Annotated in this window: 11 protein-coding genes and 6 tRNA genes; 10 read left to right on the plus strand and 7 right to left on the minus strand. The window is 38.5% G+C overall.

Translation table 11 applies throughout. From position 1 onward, the window contains the following. Nucleotides 1–176 precede the first annotated feature (176 nt). Nucleotides 177–404, plus strand: a complete 228-nt coding sequence (locus ACR30L_RS08115) for a PA3496 family putative envelope integrity protein (RefSeq protein WP_435237516.1) — start codon at nucleotides 177–179, stop codon at nucleotides 402–404. Between the two features lie 84 nt (nucleotides 405–488). Here the strand turns inward: ACR30L_RS08115 and metG are convergent, their stop codons facing one another. Then, nucleotides 489–2,537 (minus strand): methionine--tRNA ligase, encoded by a 2,049-nt coding sequence (metG, locus tag ACR30L_RS08120; protein WP_435237517.1) that lies wholly within the window; start codon nucleotides 2,535–2,537, stop codon nucleotides 489–491. A 325-nt stretch (nucleotides 2,538–2,862) separates the two neighbouring features. On the opposite strand from metG, the gene apbC reads away from it, so the two are divergent. Continuing rightward, the gene (gene apbC / locus ACR30L_RS08125; RefSeq protein ID WP_435237889.1) at nucleotides 2,863–3,948 is read left to right on the plus strand and encodes an iron-sulfur cluster carrier protein ApbC; all 1,086 of its coding nucleotides are present in this window, start codon (nucleotides 2,863–2,865) and stop codon (nucleotides 3,946–3,948) included. Between the two features lie 269 nt (nucleotides 3,949–4,217). Further along, nucleotides 4,218–7,190 (plus strand): hypothetical protein, encoded by a 2,973-nt coding sequence (locus tag ACR30L_RS08130; RefSeq protein WP_435237518.1) that lies wholly within the window; start codon nucleotides 4,218–4,220, stop codon nucleotides 7,188–7,190. A gap of 1 nt (nucleotide 7,191) precedes the next feature. On the opposite strand, the gene ACR30L_RS08135 is transcribed toward ACR30L_RS08130, so the two are convergent. Together ACR30L_RS08135 and gltX are read right to left on the minus strand one after the other, a co-directional pair. Further along, nucleotides 7,192–7,267 (minus strand) — tRNA-Ala (locus tag ACR30L_RS08135). A gap of 279 nt (nucleotides 7,268–7,546) precedes the next feature. Continuing rightward, the gene (gene gltX, locus ACR30L_RS08140; RefSeq protein WP_435237519.1) at nucleotides 7,547–8,959 is read right to left on the minus strand and encodes a glutamate--tRNA ligase; all 1,413 of its coding nucleotides are present in this window, start codon (nucleotides 8,957–8,959) and stop codon (nucleotides 7,547–7,549) included. A 380-nt stretch (nucleotides 8,960–9,339) separates the two neighbouring features. On the opposite strand from gltX, the gene ACR30L_RS08145 reads away from it, so the two are divergent. The 5 genes from ACR30L_RS08145 (at nucleotide 9,340) to ACR30L_RS08165 (ending at nucleotide 10,291) form a co-directional block, all read left to right on the plus strand. After that, nucleotides 9,340–9,415: transfer RNA gene (locus tag ACR30L_RS08145), tRNA-Val, on the plus strand. A 112-nt stretch (nucleotides 9,416–9,527) separates the two neighbouring features. Further along, nucleotides 9,528–9,603 (plus strand) — tRNA-Val (locus tag ACR30L_RS08150). Nucleotides 9,604–9,715: 112 nt separating this feature from the next. Further along, nucleotides 9,716–9,791, plus strand: a tRNA-Val gene (locus ACR30L_RS08155). 182 nt (nucleotides 9,792–9,973) lie between these two features. Beyond that, nucleotides 9,974–10,049: transfer RNA gene (locus ACR30L_RS08160), tRNA-Val, on the plus strand. 166 nt (nucleotides 10,050–10,215) lie between these two features. Then, nucleotides 10,216–10,291, plus strand: a tRNA-Val gene (locus ACR30L_RS08165). Between the two features lie 254 nt (nucleotides 10,292–10,545). Here ACR30L_RS08165 and ACR30L_RS08170 read toward each other — a convergent pair. The 4 genes from ACR30L_RS08170 to ACR30L_RS08185 form a co-directional block, all read right to left on the minus strand. Continuing rightward, complete coding sequence (locus ACR30L_RS08170) at nucleotides 10,546–12,987, minus strand: SEL1-like repeat protein (RefSeq protein ID WP_435237520.1); 2,442 nt, start codon at nucleotides 12,985–12,987, stop codon at nucleotides 10,546–10,548. Nucleotides 12,988–13,581: 594 nt separating this feature from the next. Then, nucleotides 13,582–14,325 (minus strand): amino acid ABC transporter ATP-binding protein, encoded by a 744-nt coding sequence (locus ACR30L_RS08175; protein WP_435237521.1) that lies wholly within the window; start codon nucleotides 14,323–14,325, stop codon nucleotides 13,582–13,584. Continuing rightward, nucleotides 14,325–14,996 carry an amino acid ABC transporter permease gene (locus ACR30L_RS08180; protein WP_435237522.1) on the minus strand — a complete coding sequence of 224 codons (672 nt, stop codon included), beginning with the start codon at nucleotides 14,994–14,996 and terminating at the stop codon, nucleotides 14,325–14,327. The genes ACR30L_RS08175 and ACR30L_RS08180 overlap by 1 nt, the downstream gene beginning before the upstream one ends. 73 nt (nucleotides 14,997–15,069) lie before the next feature. Next, the gene (locus ACR30L_RS08185; protein WP_435237523.1) at nucleotides 15,070–15,828 is read right to left on the minus strand and encodes an amino acid ABC transporter substrate-binding protein; all 759 of its coding nucleotides are present in this window, start codon (nucleotides 15,826–15,828) and stop codon (nucleotides 15,070–15,072) included. Nucleotides 15,829–16,130: 302 nt separating this feature from the next. Between ACR30L_RS08185 and ACR30L_RS08190 the strand changes: the two genes are divergently transcribed. Together ACR30L_RS08190 and ACR30L_RS08195 are read left to right on the plus strand one after the other, a co-directional pair. Beyond that, on the plus strand, nucleotides 16,131–16,745 hold the full coding sequence (locus ACR30L_RS08190) for a DUF2760 domain-containing protein (RefSeq protein WP_435237524.1): 615 nt from the start codon (nucleotides 16,131–16,133) through the stop codon (nucleotides 16,743–16,745). Then, nucleotides 16,742–18,661 (plus strand): Hsp70 family protein, encoded by a 1,920-nt coding sequence (locus tag ACR30L_RS08195; protein WP_435237525.1) that lies wholly within the window; start codon nucleotides 16,742–16,744, stop codon nucleotides 18,659–18,661. The genes ACR30L_RS08190 and ACR30L_RS08195 overlap by 4 nt, the downstream gene beginning before the upstream one ends. Nucleotides 18,662–18,899: the final 238 nt, after the last annotated feature.

Genomic DNA, 18,899 nt, shown 5'->3' on the forward strand with positions numbered 1-18,899 from the left:
ATGCAATAAAGACGTATTTTTTTATAATAAAAAGTACTAAAAAATCGTGTTTTTTTACTTTGCAAAAATTCATTTTGAAGCGATTATTCAGTTACTGGAAAGCGACTCGTTATTGCAATGCAAACAGTAGATTTCATACAGTGATAATCGTAAATTGTTTTTTTTGGAGTGTTAACATGAGAAAAAGCAACAGTTATTCTCAAGATATAGATGGTGGAAATATAGACATGGATGATTGGCAATACGAGATAGAAGATGATTGGGATGAAGAAAATTCCATTCATGCTCGTAAAGATCACCAAAACCATCGAGGACGCGGTAAAGTGCAAACTCGCCGTAGTATTGAAGACTTTAAAGAGCAAAAATTGCTTAAGGAATTGCTAGGCGACGACTTCGAGTATTAAATAACGTCTTATATTGAACATAATAAAAAGCCGCTGTTAAATTATATTTAATAGCGGCTTTTAAATTTATAATGCAACGGTCTGTTACATAATACGTTGACCTGGTTTAGCCCCATCGTCTGGGTTTAATATATGAATTTCTTTACCGCCAGGGCCTGCTGCTAATACCATACCTTCTGACAAACCAAATTTCATCTGACGTGGTGCAAGGTTAGCAACCATTACCGTCAATTTTCCTTCAAGTTCTTCTGGTGTGTATGCGGATTTAATACCAGCAAAGACAGTGCGCGTTTCCCCCCCTAAATCGAGCGTTAATTTAAGTAGTTTATTTGCTTTTGGCACGGCTTCAGCTTTAGCAATTAAAGCGACACGCAGGTCAGTTTTTGCAAAGGTATCAAAATCAATCTCAGCAGCAATGGGTTCTTTATCAAGTTCAGATTGCTCAGCTTCGGCTTTTACTGCCTTAGCGGCTTTGTCCGCTGCGATGCTTTCCTTTGAGGCTTCGACCATGGCTTCAACATGCTTCGGATCAATACGTTGGAATAACGCTTTGAATTTGTTGATTTTATGTCCAGCCAGTGGTGTTTTAATTGAGTCCCAAACTAATGTTTCATTAAGGAATGCTTCACTGCGCTCGGCTAGTTTCGGCATAACTGGTTTGAGATATGTCATCAGAACTCGGAATAAATTAATCCCCATTGAACAGATATCTTGTACTTCGACTTCTTTGCCTTCTTGTTTTGCTAATGCCCAAGGTGCTTTATCATCGATGTATTTGTTAGCATCATCAGCCAGTGCCATAATTTCACGAATTGCACGGGCAAAGTCACGTTGCTCGAACAGTGTTGCAATGTTTTCACCTGCGTCAATAAAGGATTGATAGAGTTCAGGCTCAGATACTGTATCCGATAATTGGCCGTCGTATTTTTTGGCAATAAAGCCGGCAGTACGAGAGGCTAAATTAACTAATTTATTGACCACATCGGAATTTACGCGTTGAGTGAAATCTTCTAGATTTAAATCAAGATCATCAATACGACTGGTTAGTTTAGCAGCGTAGTAATAACGTAAACATTCAGGATCTAAATTATCAAGGTAGGTGCTGGCTTTGATAAATGTCCCTTTGGATTTTGACATTTTAGCGCCGTTCACCGTGACATAACCATGCACATTCACACCGGTTGGTTTACGGTATCCGGCACCTTCTAAAACGGCTGGCCAGAATAAGCTGTGGAAGTTCACGATGTCTTTACCGATAAAGTGGTATAGCTCAGTCGTGCTGTCTTTTTTCCAGTAATCATCAAAGTTTAGGTTGTCGTTTCGATCACAAAGATATTTAAAACACCCCATATACCCAATCGGTGCATCTAGCCAAACATAGAAATATTTACCGGGTGCATCGGGAATTTCAAACCCAAAATAAGGCGCATCACGGGTGATATCCCATTGTTTTAAGCCAGATTCAAACCATTCGCCCACTTTATTAGCCATTTCAGTTTGCATTGAACCTGAATGAGTCCACTCTTTCAGCATATCTTCAAACTGTGGCAAATCGAAAAAGAAATGCTCGGTATCTTTCATAATAGGCGTTGCACCCGATACCGCAGATTTTGGATTAATCATTTCCGTTGGGCTGTAAGTTGCGCCGCAAACGTCACAGTTATCACCATATTGATCTTCTGATTTACATTTTGGGCAAGTACCTTTTACGAAACGGTCTGGTAGAAACATCTCTTTTTCAGGATCAAATAATTGCGAGATACTTTTACTAGTGATGTAGCCATTGTCACGTAACGCAACATAAATGCTCGATGAGATTGCTTTGTTTTCTTCACTATGTGTACTGTGGTAATGGTCAAAACTAATGTTGAAACCGTTAAAGTCACTTTCATGAGACGCTTTAATCTGTGCAATCATCTCTTCTGGTTTAATTCCCATTTCCTGCGCTTTAAGCATAATAGGTGTGCCATGTGCATCATCAGCACAAATAAAATGGATATTATTCCCACGTAAGCGTTGGAAACGAACCCAAATGTCAGCTTGGACATGTTCAAGCATGTGCCCAAGATGGATGGGGCCATTAGCATAGGGAAGGGCGCATGTTACAAGGATGTCTCGATCTTGATTTGCCATTTTATTTATTATTCCTATTATTTTTAGCAGATTTTTGAGAAGAGAATAATTCTAACAAAATATGGAAAAAATCCCACCCTTATCTGACACAGGAAACAGGTATTTATTACCATCCTAGGGGGTTATTGCTATTTATCGTCCTTTATAAATAAATAAAATGACAGAAAAGGGGGCTATAAATACCTATTAACTGATAATGATAATTACTTTGCCTAGTGTTTTTACTCGTCGCATCAATGAGTAACGATATATTGAACGTATAATTTTTCTTGCTGACAGCGCATCTTGACGTATTATGGTGCTACATTAGATAAAACTGGAGAATATTGTGTTCGATAATAATAGACAGATGGAATTGGTGGTTGCTTGTTTAACGGATAATGATAAAACCCAGGTAATCAAAAAAGTAGCTCAAAACAATGGTATTGCGATTGATTCAGAAAATGCATTAGTAACACTTACGCTGCCATTTCATGCGCCTAATTGGTTAGCTGAGTTACAAGCACTAAGCGAAGCGCAATTATCAGCAATATTTGATAAACCGGTTAAATGGCAAGTTTCTTATCAAGTTGCGGCAATGCAAAGTGATGCTAGTAAAGTGACCATGGCGAAGATAAAAAATATTATTGTTGTTGCGTCGGGTAAAGGTGGTGTTGGTAAATCAACGGTAAGTGTCAATCTCGCACTAGCGCTCTCGGAAAATGGTGCCAAGGTTGGCATGTTAGATGCTGATATGTACGGGCCTTCTATTCCAACAATGCTCGGTGTAAAAAATACGACGCCCTCAAGCAAAGACGGCAAACTTATGGCGCCAATAGAATCCCATGGAATTGTGTGTAACAGTATTGGTTTTTTAGTTAAAGAAGAAGATGCCATGATTTGGCGTGGTCCAATGGCAAGTAAAGCCTTAGGACAAGTATTAAACGAAACAGATTGGCCTGAACTTGATTATCTTGTTGTCGATATGCCTCCAGGTACAGGTGATATCCAATTAACCATGTCGCAAAGTGTGCCAGTGAGCAGCGCCGTGATTGTCACTACCCCACAGGATATTGCATTGATTGATGCGAAAAAAGGGGTAACCATGTTTAATAAAGTCGGCATTAATGTTGCCGGTGTTATTGAGAACATGAGTTATTACCAATGCAGTCAATGTGGACATGAAGAGGCTATTTTTGGTACTGGCGGTGGTAAAAAATTGGCGGCACAATTTGACTTACCTTTCCTAGGCGCGTTACCACTCCATATAACTTATCGTGAGGATACCGATCAAGGCCAACCGACAGTGATTAAAAGTGAACATCCTCAATTAGTCACCCCTTATTTATCCTTAGCTGAAAACGTTGCTATTAATCTATATCGCGATCTCAACCAAGTTGTCGAACAAATTAGTTTTACAGAGGTTAAATAATAACCTAAATATCCTATGAATAAGACGTTTGTGCTTAATCATAGGAATTTATTGATGTTAACCTGATTTATCGATTCAATTGTGTGACATTAAGCTTGTAGATATGCCTGAAAATGATGGTAAACTCATCATTTATCGTATGACATAAGCTATGTCATTATTTTATATAAACTATTTCAATGTGTTGATTATCAACCTTGAGTATATTTTTTATCTAGTAACAATTTTACGAGCTAAAAAATACTGATGTGGTGAGTGCGAACTATTTTATGAATGAACCTTTACAAGAACCTACAAATTATAACCTTACCTTAATGACCTTATTTGGTGTTTTGTCTGGTGTAGGATTAACGTTTTTATTTCAGGATGTTTTTACAGTTAGCCTGACTAAAGCATTATTGATTGCAGTTGCATCTAGTCTTATTTGGTTGTTATTTTATCTTATCAAGAACTATCAAGAGTCAGTGATTCAAGCAAAGGAAGTTTTTGCTTTGTTGGCTGTTTTTGTTATTTCAGGTGCTTCAATTTGGTATAAAATGCCGCCACTGGTTGATTTTACCATTCCATGGCAACTATTTTTGATTTGGCCTATTTCCTTTGGACTCGTTTACAAAATAGAAGCTGCATTGATGGCGCCTGAAGGAGATGTTGATGTATTCCATAAGGGAACGATTCAACATGGTACCGATCAACGTATTGCCTTTCACGATTTACCTAAAAAACAAATATTGAATGAAGAAGTGGCTTTTCATATTGAGAATGATGGATTGGATCTGCAAATCATTTTTAATATCGAGAAAACCGGTGCCCCTGTTTTGATTAAAGTTGATCAAATCAGTGATGATGCACGATTTAAAGATTATTTATTAAAGCAGGGGATTACTGTTAACGAACTCGGGCGAGTCATTGATGGTGCGATGTTAATTGAAATCGAGCTCGATGAATCGGTTGCATATTATCAAGTTGTTGAAAATTTCTCCTATGGAGAACCTGAACTTTTACCTGCTATTAATATTGCTTTATTAGAAGACGCAGACGTGTTGAATAAAGCAATAGAAACCGCGTTACATGAAATGCTGTTAGATTACCCCGCAGAAACCGTCAAAAAATTTAATACTAAGAATTATCAAGCTGTATTCAAATTTTATGATTACGTCAAAAAATTAAACAAAAAAGAAAACCGCTGCATTGATTATATTTCTTTTTACCATGGTCGATTCGAAATAAGCAATTCTGAATATGTTGAATTATATAATTGTAATTTACATAGCACGCTTATTTCATGGGTAAATAAAGATGGGTTGATCCGCACGGATTATGTTGATGAAGAAGAAGAGTTATTAACACCAAGCGAAAAAGAAGCTTTGCAAACAATTGTTGGTTTGCCGTTTATGCAATGTCGACTTATTGATATTAAGTTACTTAAACAGTCAAAAAGTAGTGCAACCGTGAAGTTATACATGACCTTCGCAGAGTTGTTTAATTATGAACCCACCGGAAAGCAAGAGTCATTAACACTTTCTGCGAAGGGAAAAGATATTTTAATTTCCAGTGAAATACAGGAAGAACAGAATTTAATTACGATTGATGAATATTTCGATGCTAAAACACTAATTGGATTTGATGTCGAAGATGAAGAAAGCATCGGTCAAGATCTTGAGGCTAATCAACTTGACGTTAATAAAGCCGTGGCAATTGCTGCGACAGAAATAGCATCGCAGGTTACGGATATTGAAACAGGTGGCGTTGATGATATTGCGCCGATTACGTTGGAGTCTGAAGAAGATTTAGCAGCAAGCGAAGAAACTGACGTTTTACTGACTGATTTGGCAATTAATGATCCGGTTACAGATGTTGAAGCAAACGTTGATGAAGTCATAACAGCGAACACGTTAGAAATTGAAGAGGCTGATGCAGAAGTTGAGGAAATCAAAAATAGCGATGTTATGGCTGTTGTTGAAACCGATGAAGCAGTGACGGATCTTGAAGATTTTTCTTCGGTAGATTTTGGGCTTGATGATCCTGACACTGAGACAGAAGAGCTTGATAGTGATGAATCTGTACCATTAGTTTTAGAATTTGAAGAAGATGATGTTGAGATTGACGCGCTCGATAGTGCTGAATTTGCACCGTTAGCGTTGGAGTTAGAAGAAGATATAGAAGTTGGCGACAATGAAGTTGTAGGGGCCGCCATTGGAATCGAAGATTCGATGATGGATATTGATGCTTTCTCTCCAATCGTTTTAGATATTGATGAACTTGAATCAGAGAATGAAGAATCGGCTAAGGATAAATTTACATCGCTAACGTTAGGTTTAGAAGAGCCTGTAATGGAAATAGGTGAAGTCAACGATAGTGAACTTCCATCGTTGGATTTAGAACTTGAAGAGCCAGTTTTAGAACTTGAAGAGGTGGCTTTAGGTATTGAAGCTGAAGATGATAGTGAACTTCCATCGCTAGATTTAGAACTTGAAGAGATGGCTTTAGATATTGAAACAGAAGATGATAGTGAACTTCCATCGTTGGATTTAGAGCTTGAAGAGCCCGTTTTAGATATTGAAGCAGTAGATGATAGTGAACTTCCATCGCTAGATTTAGAACTTGAAGAGATGGCTTTAGATACTGAAGCAATAGATGATAGTGAATTGCCATCGCTAGATTTAGAGCTTGAAGAGCCGGTGTTAGACATTGAAACAATAAATGATGATCTTCCATCGTTGGATTTAGAGCTTGAAGAGCCAGTTTTGGATATTGAAGCAGAAGATGATAGTGAACTTCCATCGCTAGATTTAGAGCTTGAAGAGCCCGTTTTAGATATTGAAGCAGAAGATGATGAATTTTCATCGCTAACCTTAGATTTAGAAGGCTTATCTAAGGAAATTAATGAATTAGATGATGATGCTATTATTTCTGCAGAGAAAGGCTTAGCAGGTTTGGCAACGGAAATCGGTGACGTTGATGGTAATGAATTTGCTTCGTTAACATTCGATTTAGAAGAGTCGAGTAAAGATGTTGAAGCAGTAGATGATGAACTTTCTTCATTAACGTTAGAACTAGAAGATTTATCTATGGATATTAATGAATTAGATGGCGATGATATTATTTCTGCAGATAAAGAGTTAAAAGATCTCACTACCGAAATTGATGAAACAGATGATGAGGATTTTTCATCGTTAGCTTTAGATCTAGAAGAGATGGTTACGAAAAATGATCAGCTTGATAGAGAAGATGAAAAAAAATAAGTGGTGGAGCTATGCGGGATCGAACCGCAGACCTCTTCGCTGCCAGCGAAGCGCTCTCCCAGCTGAGCTATAGCCCCACTTAATTGTGGTTGGTATTCATTTAACAGAGCGTAGCGAAAATCTCGGGGGCTTGCCCCCGTGCTGGATAGTGTTGACTAGGCGAAGCCTAGTCGAGAGTATCTAGCATTAGGTTTTCAAGGCTTTGTTAGCTTTATCGTTAGCGATAAAGCTTTGGACTATCTTAAAACTCGGTCGCTTGCGGCCGATTCGTTTATAAACGAACAAGGCGCATAATAAGCGCCTTGTTTTTATTTGTCAATTCAATGAATTAAGAAAATTTCATTAAAATTGAAAATTTATTGTGCAGCTTCACGTGCTGCAATAAATTCAAGTGCACGACTAATACGAGGAATTGCACGTTCTTTACCAATTAAACGTAATGTAATATCCAGAGAAGGGGATTGGCTTGCACCGGTAATTGCAACGCGCAGTGGCATACCAACTTTACCCATACCTACTTCTAATTGATCTGCTGTATCTTGAATAACTTGATGTAGCGATTCATCTGACCAATCATCTGTTTCAGTCAGTTTTTGTTGTACTAACACTAATGCTTCTTTCGCAACGGGACGAAGGTGTTTTTTCGCTGCTGTCGGATCAAATTCTTCATACTCTTCGTAGAAATAACGACTGGATGCTGCCAAGTCGACAAGTGTCTTTGCACGTTCAGCAAGTGCTGTGATCACGTCAGATAGGGCTGGACCATTTGTAGTATCGATATTTTGATTGTTCATATGCCAAACTAAATGCTCAGCAACGTACTCAGGATCAAGTGTTTTAATATAGTGTTGGTTTAACCAAACAAGTTTTTCAGTATTAAATGCAGATGGTGCTTTATTGATTGCATCTAAAGAAAACATTTCGATCATTTCTTGTTCAGAAAAGATTTCTTGGTCGCCATGTGACCAACCTAAACGTACTAAATAGTTTTTAAGGGCCTCGGGGAGGTAACCTTCATCACGGAACTGCATTACAGACACTGCACCATGACGTTTAGATAGTTTTGCACCATCATCACCTAGAATCATTGCGACATGTGCATACTCAGGAATAGGGGCGTTTAATGCTTTTAAAATATTAATTTGACGCGGTGTATTATTGATATGATCTTCACCTCGAACAACATCCGTAATACCCATATCCCAATCATCAACGACAACACAAAAGTTGTAAGTTGGTGTACCGTCAGTACGTTGAATAATTAAATCATCAAGTTCATGATTAGAAAATGTAATGTGGCCACGTACATGGTCATCAAATTCTACATTTCCTTCTTTTGGATTTTTAAAGCGAATAACATAAGGCTCATCGGTATCGCGCGGTGCTAAATCACGACATTTACCGTCGTAGCGTGCTGCTTCACCTGCTTTTTCCTGTGCTTCGCGTAATTCATTAACACGTTCTTTAGAACAGTAACATTTGTAAGCAGTGCCTTCGGCTAGCATTTGTGCAATGATTTCTTTATAACGATCGAAGCGTTTCGTTTGGTAGTAAGGACCTTCGTCCCAAGCTAAACCCATCCAGGTCATTCCTTCTAGGATGGCGTCAACAGCTTCCTGCGTCGAACGTTCTAAATCTGTATCTTCAATACGTAATACAAATTCACCACCTTTATTCTTCGCATGTAACCAAGAATAAAGTGCAGTACGAGCACCACCTACATGTAAGAAGCCAGTTGGACTTGGGGCAAAACGCGTTTTAACTGTCATTGATAAATATCCTTTATGAATAGACTCGGAAATAATGCGCATATTTTAACGGATACCATTGTAATTACATTAACTATTTTATTTTTATAGCGATTAATTGCTTGTATATCTCTGAAGTGGCTAAGAATTTAGCAAAGATTGGTTGCCCTTTGAGCTATCGAACATAAAACTCAATTTTTATTACAAAAAGCCTTGACTGAAAAAAGGCGATCCCTATAATACACGCCACACAAACAACGCAGCTTATTGAATTGTTTGTTATGCGGAGAGTTTAACTCGAAGTGACAATTTAAAATTTAAAAACTAAAGATGGACGATTAGTGTCTGCTATGTGGAGAGCATTGCTCGAAGCTAAAATTTAGATTTTAAAAATTAAAGATGGGCGATTAGCTCAGTTGGGAGAGCACCGCCCTTACAAGGCGGGGGTCACTGGTTCAAGCCCAGTATCGCCCACCATCTTTAACTTCGTTAGGAAGTAAAACTAAAAGATTTAAAGATAGGCGATTAGTGTCTATTATGTGGAGAGCATTGCTCGAAGCTACAATTTAAGATTTTAAAAATTAAAGATGGGCGATTAGCTCAGTTGGGAGAGCACCGCCCTTACAAGGCGGGGGTCACTGGTTCAAGCCCAGTATCGCCCACCATCTTTAACTTCGTTAGGAAGTAAAACTAAAAGATTTAAAGATAGGTGGTTAGTGTCTATTATGTGGAGAGCATTGCTCGAAGCTACGATTTAAGATTTTAAAAATTAAAGATGGGCGATTAGCTCAGTTGGGAGAGCACCGCCCTTACAAGGCGGGGGTCACTGGTTCAAGCCCAGTATCGCCCACCATCTTTAACTTCGTTAGGAAGTAAAACTAAAAGATTTAAAGATAGGCGGTTAGTGTCTATTATGTGGAGAGCATTGCTCGAAGCTACAATTTAAAATTTCAAAAATTAAAGATAGGCGATTAGTGTCTATTATGTGGAGAGCATTGCTCGAAGCTACAATTTAAGATTTTAAAAATTAAAGATGGGCGATTAGCTCAGTTGGGAGAGCACCGCCCTTACAAGGCGGGGGTCACTGGTTCAAGCCCAGTATCGCCCACCATCTTTAACTTCGTTAGGAAGTAAAGCTAAGAGATTTAAAGATAGGCAGTTAGTGTCTATTAAGTGGAGAGCATTGCTCGAAGCTACAATTTAAAATTTCAAAAATTAAAGATAGGCGATTAGTGTCTATTCTGTGGAGAGCAATGCTCGAAGCGACAATTAAAGATGGGCGATTAGCTCAGTTGGGAGAGCACCGCCCTTACAAGGCGGGGGTCACTGGTTCAAGCCCAGTATCGCCCACCATCTTTAATACCTCTAGATAAATATTCAGTATTTTTTTACATACTCTCACTTTCAATTTCTAGTAAAATTCTCATTCATTCCAATTTATTTATACCATTTAAGTAAATCTTTAGCGGCTTTTGATCTAAATTAGGCATAAAAAAACCGTTAATAAAAACGGTTTTTTTGTTCAACGTTTTGCAAAGACAATAGTTGCCTCGAATTAAACCATTGCTCTTACGTTTAAATAAAACATTTAGTTAACGGAGTTGGTATTATTCACAGGATTGAAAATCCGACTTAATACATGAGTTCAACTGTTTATCGGCATGTTTTATTTGTTTATCGGTCATCTGTTTACGAATTGTATAAATTGAGCTTTTAATATCGCGTAGTCGATTACCTTGATCACTTTTATCATTTTCTACCTCGTAGATGCCATTCATTGCAGCACCCAACCACACATAAGCCTTTTCAAAATCCTGCTCAGTTTGATCGCCTTCCATGTATAAATTACCGAGGGCTTGTTGAGCGGCTGAATGGTTTTGTTTTGCTGCCTTGAGATACCAGTTGATTGCTTGATCAATATTTCGCGTGACACCATGGCCATTTTGATAAAGTAAACCTAAAGCATATTGTGCATCTGAAAGTCCTTGTACTGCTGCTTTTTTAAACCAGATAGCTGCCTCAGGGTAATTATCAATATGCCTTTTATCTTGATAATAAAGCTCGCCTAGTCCGTATTGTGCATTAGCATCACCTTGCTCTGCTGCTTTGTTATACCATTTGATTGCTTGCTGAAGATCGGTACGAATACCTTGACCCTTTGCATAAATATAACCCAATTGAGATTGCGCATAGACATCACCTTGTTCAGCTATCTTTTGTATTGAAACAACAGCGCCAGAATTACCATATGCAATCGATTTTTTGTACCAGAATATAGCTTTCTGATTATCCTGTTCAACACCTTCACCTTTTTCATATTGTGCCGCTAGACTAAACTGTGCACGGAAATTGCCTTGTTCGGCCGCTTGGGCGAATAATTCAGCAGCATGTTTATGATCTTGATTAACACCGTTTCCTTTTTGATATAACAGCGCTAATAGATATTGTGACTTATCATTTCCTTGCTCAGCGCCTTTATTGAACCAATATGCAGCTTGTTTAAAGTCTTGAGTTACTCCGTTACCTTCTTGATATAAATAGCCTAAATAGTATTGAGATTCGAGATCATTTTGTTCAGCTGCTTTTTTAAACCAAGTGACCGCCTTTGAGATATCCTGGTTTACTAATTTTCCCTGAAGATACAGTTTTCCTAAATAATTTTGAGCTTCTATCAGGCCTTGGCTTGCCGCTTCTTGAATAAGTGCTGTTGCTTGTTTTTTATCTTGCGGAACTTTAGGGTTCCCAGTTTGATAAATTTTACCTAGGTACAGTTGCGCTAACATATCTCCTTGAGTCGCTGCTTTTTTAAACCATAAGGCAGCTTGATAACGACCACTAGTACTCGGCATTTCGTTATACATCAAGCCTATCTTCGTTTGTGCATGTGGGTTACCTTGCATTGCCGCTTTTAAATACCATTCTTTCGCTAGTGCTGCATTTTTAGTGATGCCAATCCCTTGATCGTATAAATCCGCTAGGTGAGATTGGGCGATTGGATCACCTTGTAGGGCAAGCCCTTCGGTTTTTTTAAAATCATTTATTTGTTCTGTCACGGATTTTAATAATGTAGCGGCTTGAACGTGACCTTGTTTCGCTGATTTAGCTAACCATTTCTCACTTAAATTGTATATTTGATAATTTAAATAATATTCACCGACAATAAATTGTGCTTCAGAGTTACCTTGCGTTGCTTTTTTTAAATTAGCAATTGTGTGTTGGCTTTCTTTATTTTGGATTTTATTGGCATCATATAATTTAATTAATTGAGAGGGCGCATCGGGGTGTCCATTACGCATAGCTTCTAGTAACCAGATCACTGCGATATTGTTATCTTCGAGCACACCCGATTGACCAGTATAGAGTTTGCCTAATATAAATTGTGCTTCTACATCATGCTGTGCAATACTGCGTAAGCCTTTTAATGAAGTGGTATTTCCTTGTTTGATTGCTTTTAGGAACCAGTCCATTGCTTTTTTGTCATCAGGCTTAACACCACGTCCTAGACTATATAAAGTGCCCACTAAATCCTGTGCATCGACATCTCCCTGTTCAGCCTCTGCTAGTTTTGTTTTAAAGGTGGTCGTCTCTCTGATTAGTTTTTTTAGTAATGCCTTTGGAGCGCCATTATTTTTTGTTTGTGCATCGGCTTTCTTTAACCACTCTTCACTTAAAGCATAATCATGTTGTTGGTAGTATAACTTACCTAATTCAAGCTGTGCAGCAAAGTAGCCTTGGTTCGCTGATTTGCTATACCATTCAAAAGACAATTCATCATTTTGCATAATGCCAGCACCGGTATCGTAGACATGCCCTAAAAAGAACTGACCGGCAGGGTTTCCCTGTTGTGCTGACTTTATAAATAATGCACTTGCTTGTTCTTCATCACGTTTGACACCACGGGCATTTAAGTACATTTCACCTAGCTCAGCTTGCGCTTGGGCATCGCCTTGTTGTGCTTTTTGTTGTGTTGTTTTTAAGTCAGCGGCATGGAGAGACATAACGCCAAACATGAAGCATATAAAGATGATTAATCCCGATAGTCTTTTCATTTTAATTCCTAAAAGTGTGGTTAAACGGTGAACAAATTAATATCTAATAATTTTAACAGCTATTGGTATTTTAAACATCAAAATTAAAACTTAAGCTATTGTTATTTGGTTGGTAAATCGAAGTCATTTATTGAATTGATTGGTTACTAGGTTATACCTGCTTTGGTGGTGATTTTTATTGTTTATTGAATCATGTTTTTAGCTATTTAAGTTTATTTACAGTGATATGGGTAGGTAATAAATTGAAAATTAATATGGGTGATTGTTGAGAACGTAAACTCAATTAAGCCCTGATTATTAAGGAATTTTAGTTAAAAAAAACGCGACTAAAAAGTCGCGTCACGAAATCGTGCTAAAGGAATAATGAAAAAAGAACACCACTACTAACAAACACTCAGCATAGTGATGATTTGTCATCGAAGGTAATAGTAATGCGCTATTGAATTTCTTTCAGTGATCCAATTCACAGGCGAAAAGGTCACGTAAATTTTAAGGCTATTTAGTCAAATAAATGTGGTGTAGAGCACATTTATAGGCACCAAGTTGATGCCTATAAATTACACTTTTATAGCCATAACCTCGATAAACCGGTATTTAATTGAATCCTTTAGTTGAACGTGCAACAAATTCTTTAGTCCGTTGATTTTGTGGGTTCTCAAAAATTTGTGAAGGAGGACCTTGTTCAACAATATTGCCACCTTCCATAAAGATAACGCGATCTGCAACTTCACGTGCAAATTGCATTTCATGAGTCACAATTATCATGGTTTGTTTTTGTTCAGCTAATTGTTTAATTACAGCGAGTACTTCATCAACCCATTCCGGATCCAATGCCGATGTTGGTTCATCAAATAAGATAACTTCACCTTTGCAGGCCATTGCTCTGGCAATGCCTACGCGTTGCTGTTGACCGCCAGAAAGTTGAGAAGGGTATTGATCTCTTTTATCTGCTAGCCCAACTTGAGCAAGGATATCGTCAGCTTTTTTGATTGAGGCTAATTTAGGTTCTTTCCAGACGGTGATTAAACTTTCGGTTACATTTTCTAATGCGGTTTTATTGGCAAAGAGTGAATAGTTTTGGAAAACAAAACTACTTTGCTTACGTAAGTTGGTGATTTCTTTACCCGTTGCTTTTTCTGCTTCAACCGCAACACTACCAATTTGAATTGTGCCTGATGTTGGTGTTTCAAGGTAATTTAAGCAACGTAATAGTGTTGATTTACCTGTACCAGAAGGGCCAATAATGGCAACAATTTCACTGGGCTGAAGTTCAAAGGAAATTGATTTTAAAACAGTTAGGTCACCAAAGGTTTTTGTTAAATTCTGTACTTTTATCATTAGTAAGCCCTGTTAAGACGGTTTTCTAAAATTGCTTGGATACGGGTAAAAAAGATAACAACCACCCAGTAAATAACGGCAACGGCTAAAAAGCTTTCAAAAAACTTAAAGGTAGATGCTGCTTCCATTTGTGCTTTCGCCATGATTTCTGCCACACCAAAGGTAAACGCCAGTGAAGTACTTTTAATCATATCGATAAAATAGTTCATTAAAGAAGGGGTCGCGACACGTGATGCTTGTGGCAGAATAATACGATACATTGCTTGTAGGCGGGTCATGCCGACACTATAACAAGCTTCCATTTGGCTTTTATCAATACCTAAAATAGCAGCACGAATACTTTCCGCCATGTAAGCCGCAAAATGTAGTGACAAACCACAGACTGCTGCGGTAAATGCGTCGAAACTTGCGAGAATGGGGAATATTTGTGGTAGGCCGTAATAGAATAAAAATAGTTGAACAAGTAGCGGTGTCCCACGGAAAAAGGAGATAAATAATCCCGCTAATTGATGTAACACTGGCAATTGAAATACACGTATAACAGCGATAACAACTGAAATAATTAATGCAAAGAAAAACCCTAACAGCGCCATTTCCATGGTAACGCCTAAATATTTAAATAAAATAGGGAAAAGGTTTAAAATATAGTCGAAATCGAGTGATGCTTGCATAGAAACTGCTCTTGTTAATTTAAAAAATTCCTCAAGCAATGCATGTCATTGCCTGAGGAGATAACAATATTAATTATTTAGTTACGTCAGAGCCTAACCATTTGATAGAGATGTTCGCTAATGTGCCATCTTCTTTCATGCTTGTTAGCGCTACATTTACTTTATCTCGTAATGCGATTTGTGAAGGTGTTTTAAGGAACGGTAACGCATTCTCAAGTTTTTCAATCGGCTCACCAGTTAGTTTTAATGGTAAGTTCGATTTTTTGATTAATGCAGAAGATCCTGTACGGTCCATTAGAAATGCATCGATACGACCTAGCATTACATCGTGTACAAATCCTGTTTCGTAAGTAATGATGTTGATGTCATTATTTGTATCTAGTTTACGTAAAATTTGTTCAAAATTACTGCCTAGGTTTACCGCTACTTTTTTACCTTTTAAATCTTCAACTGTGTGGATGTCATTACGATCTTTTTTAACCACTAGTTGTGCACCATCGATAACATAAGGAATAGAGAATGCGTATTTCTCTAAACGTGCAGGTGTAATGGTGATTTGGTTTGAAATCGTGTCGATATGACCCGCTTCTAACATACCAAATAAACCAGAAAAACTTGAGATTACAAATTCAACGTCAAAATCAGCACGTTTACCGATTTCGTTCCAAACATCAACATCAAAACCTTGTAACACATCATTTTCAGAAAAAGTGAAAGGAATATAACGGCCTGACATGCCTACTTTTACTTGTTCTTTAGCAGAAACAGGCAATGTGATGAAGGTTGTTACTGCAAGTAAAGCAGCCACGAATAAATTTTTGTAAAGTTTCATAAAAATCCTAATATTAATAAAATAGACTAGCGGAGCATATTAAAGGAAAACATATACTTAGAACAGGCCTAAAATAGCCGAGGAGTATAACAAAATAGAATGAATTAGAATAATTTAGCATGAAGGATAAAAATTGACCTTTAATCAGATAAAAAATCACTTCTTATCAGCCAAGGGATTGATTTGATTTTATTATTGATGCGTTTCACCCTACAATAAGCGCATTAATCGGTTTGAGGTAGCTTTTCAGTTAATTTTTAACCAACAGTAATTAAATGTTTGAATCATTATTAGGAATTAAAATGAACATAAATTTAAATGAATTTCCAGTGACTATCGATATGTTGCATTTAGGGTTAGCGATATTAACCGTGTTATTCTTCATCTTATATATCACCAAATCGAAATCACCCGTCAATGACGAGACTGCGAATCCCATTATTGATGAGATAAAAGAGGCCGGAGAACAACCTGAAATTGTTGAAACATTAATAAAAGAAGCGTCCGTTAAAGAAGCACCGGTTCAGTTAAAAGAAGCGACTGCCGATGCGGCGTTACAGTTACTTTCTTTGTTACAGCAAGATGCACGTTTTATCGATTTTGTTCAGGAAGATTTATCTGAATATTCAGACGCAGATATTGGTGCCGCAGCACGTGTTGTGCACGAAGGTAGCAAAAAAACATTGAATAACTATTTTACGCTTGAATCTGTTCGCACCGAAGAAGAAGAAAGCCGAGTCACCTTAGCTGAAGGTTTCAATGCGTCAGAGGTTCGTCTAACGGGTAACGTTGTTGGGAATGCGCCTTTTACTGGTACGTTAGTGCATAAAGGCTGGAAAGTGACTGACGTTAAATTACCTAAATTAGCGGAAGGGCATGATACATCTATCGTTGCAGCAGCAGAGGTTGAACTATGAACGAAACAGTAAATAACACTGCACGTTACTCCATTGGTATTGATCTAGGTACAACGCACTGTGTGCTTTCTTATTTAGATCTTAGTCAGGTATCGGAGGATCCGAGTGTGCAACCTGAATTAATCACAATGGGGATTCCACAGTTAACTCAGCCTGGCGTAATAGAAGAAAAATCACAACTGCCTTCATTTATTTATATGCCACACGAATCGGAATTAAATACAACTGATATTGCCTTACCTTGGAATACGAATCCAAGTGTGATTGCCGGTAGTATTGCGCGAGAACTAGGCAGTAAAACACCGATTCGTTTAGTAAGTAGTGCAAAAAGTTGGTTATGTCATAGCGGCATCGATCGCCATGCAGCTTTTTTACCTGCGGGTAGTCCGGAAGAAGTAACAAAAATATCTCCCGTGACAGCTACCTTTGAATACCTTAATTACTTGCGTGAAGCATGGGAACATCAATTTCCTGAATCACCTCTTGCGGAGCAAGACGTCACAATAACGATTCCGGCTTCCTTTGACCCTGCAGCACGAGAATTAACTGCCGAAGCTGCAAAACGTTTAAATATAAATAAATTAACCTTGCTCGAAGAACCCCAAGCTGCTGTTTACAACTGGATCCATGCCTGTGGTGAAGCATGGCGTGATCAAGTCAATGTCGGTGATATCATTTTAGTGGTCGATGTGGGCGGTGGTACAACGGATTTATCATTAGTGGCGGTTACGGAAGAAGACGGTAATTTAACCTTGAATCGTGTAGCGGTTGGTGAGCATATATTACTCGGTGGTGATAATATGGATTTAGCCATGGCCTATCGGGTTAAAGCAAAATTAGCAGAGCAGGGCAAAGATTTACAACCTTGGCAAATTCAAGCGATTACTCAAGCGTGTCGCGATGCGAAGGAAAAATTATTGCTCGATAATGATGTTCACAGTGTTCCAATTACTGTTCCAAGCCGAGGATCTAAATTATTTGGAAATACATTACGTACAGAATTAACTCGTGAAGAAGTTCGTCAAACCCTCGTTGAAGGCTTCTTTCCAAAAGTGGCTATTGATGAACATCCTCGTGCAGCGCGACGTGGTGCATTAACGCAACAAGGTTTGCCGTACGCACAGGACCCTGCTGTTTCTCGTCATCTTGCAGCATTTCTTAGCCGTCAAGTTGATGCGGCGGATGATTTGTTGGGTAATACTTCTTCAGATGAGCAGCATTTTTCTGCGGATCCCTTGGCGGGCAATTTTGGTCAAAATATACCTGAGTTTATTAAACCCTCTGCGATCTTATTTAACGGTGGTGTATTAAAAGCCCCGGCGTTAGCTGAACGAACACTTTCAATTATAAATCAGTGGTTAACTGATTCCGGTGCAGAAAAAGCACGGCTCTTAGCTGATTCGGATCTCGATCTTGCAGTAGCAAGTGGCGCGAGTTATTACGGCTTTGTTAAAAAAGGCAAAGGCGTTCGTATTCGTGGAGGTTTAGCCACAACCTATTATGTTGGTATCGAAAGTGCGATGCCTGCTATTCCTGGAATGGAGCCGCCGTTGGAAGCATTATGTATTGCGCCATTTGGCATGGAAGAAGGCTCTCAAACGCAAGCTGGTTCTGCTGAATTTGGTTTAGTGGTTGGGGAACCGGTTAATTTCCGTTTCTTTGGCTCAACAACTCGCCGTCATGATGAAGCGGGTACACAGCTTGATTATTGGCAAGAGGGCGAATTAGAAGAGCTGCCAGAATTACAAGCAACATTGCCCGTTGAAGGTCGTCGCGCTGGTGAAGTAGTGCCTGTTCGCTTGATGGCAACGGTTACTGAAGTGGGAACCTTAAAACTTGAAGCCATTTCAGTAAACAGTAAAGATGCAAATGGCCAAGCTGAGCGTTGGCAGATTGAGTTGGATGTACGCGACTGACGTTTCGGGGCCTAAATCAATCATAACAGGGGCAGCGACTTTAGTCGCTCAGATTGGAAAATAACATTATGTTTTGCATGAAAGGTCGACTGAAGTCGACGCCCCAAAATAGGTGGTGAGTTTGGTGACGCCAAGACAACTAGCGGGACTGAAATTCCTGTCGTGATTTGCTTATAGAGTGTGTCGTGCGCACCATGTTTTACATTTAGCTATATCTTAAAATAACAAATACGATAAA

The organism is Psychromonas saccharinae (genome assembly GCF_051201515.1).
GTDB lineage: Bacteria > Pseudomonadota > Gammaproteobacteria > Enterobacterales > Psychromonadaceae > Psychromonas.